At 62.8% G+C, this 923-nt stretch carries 1 pseudogene; it reads left to right on the top strand.

The features are described from left to right. Nucleotides 1-63: 63 nt before the first annotated feature. A pseudogene (locus tag E0702_RS15790) lies at nt 64-923 on the top strand (IS3 family transposase); the annotation flags it as partial.

The following is a 923-nucleotide window of genomic DNA, read 5'->3' as shown; positions in this document are numbered from 1 at the left end:
TGAAGTGGTCTAATTGGAGCGGACACCCCGATAAGCCTCATAATGGAGGCAATGGAGGTGTTCATGACCAAGAAGACTCGACGTCGGTTTTCCGATGAATTCAAAGCGGATGCGGTGAGCCTGGTGATCGATCAGGGGTACTCCGTATCCGAGGCTGCCCGGCGACTGGGCGTGGAGCGCAGCGTGCTGGACCGCTGGTGCCGCAAGCACCGTCAGCTGGCTTCCAGCACTCCGGGGCGGCAGGAGGTCGATCGCGACGCCGAGATCAAGAAGCTCCGCGAAGAAGTTCGTAAGCTTCAGATTGAAAAGGATATTTTAAAAAAGGCGGCGGCCTTCTTCGCCAAAGAGTCGAGCTGAGATATCAGTTCATCGAGTCGGAGAAGGCCACCTATCCCGTAGCCGTGCTGTGCCGAGTCATGCGGGTCAGCCGGAGTGGCTTCTATGCCTGGCGACAGCGTGGCCCTGATGACCATCGTCAGGCCCTGCTCCGCGAGGTCAGAGAGATCCATCGCCGGAAGCGCGGCAGCTACGGCAGCCGCCGCATGGCCATAGAGCTGCGACGCCGCGGCCACGACGTCGGCCGGTACCAGGCCCGTAGCCTGATGCGAGAAGCCGACGTAGCGGCACGGCAGCGGCGCCGCTGGCGTCATACAACCGACAGTGAGCACAGCCTCCCGGTGGCGCCCAATCTGCTGAACCGCCAGTTCATGGTGGCGGAGCCGAACCAGACCTGGGTGGCCGACATCACCGCGATCTGGACGCTGGAAGGATGGCTTTATTTGGCGGCGGTGCTCGACCTCCACGACCGGCAGCTCGTGGGCTGGGCGATGGCTGAGCACATGCGCACGTCGCTGGTGCTGGACGCCCTGGAGATGGCCGTAGGGCGCCGGCAGCCTGATAGCGGGTTGATCCATCACAGCGAC

It is taken from the genome of Halomonas marinisediminis, from assembly GCF_004347715.1.
Taxonomy (GTDB): domain Bacteria; phylum Pseudomonadota; class Gammaproteobacteria; order Pseudomonadales; family Halomonadaceae; genus Halomonas; species Halomonas icarae.
This window is presented reverse-complemented; position numbering and strand designations above follow the sequence as displayed.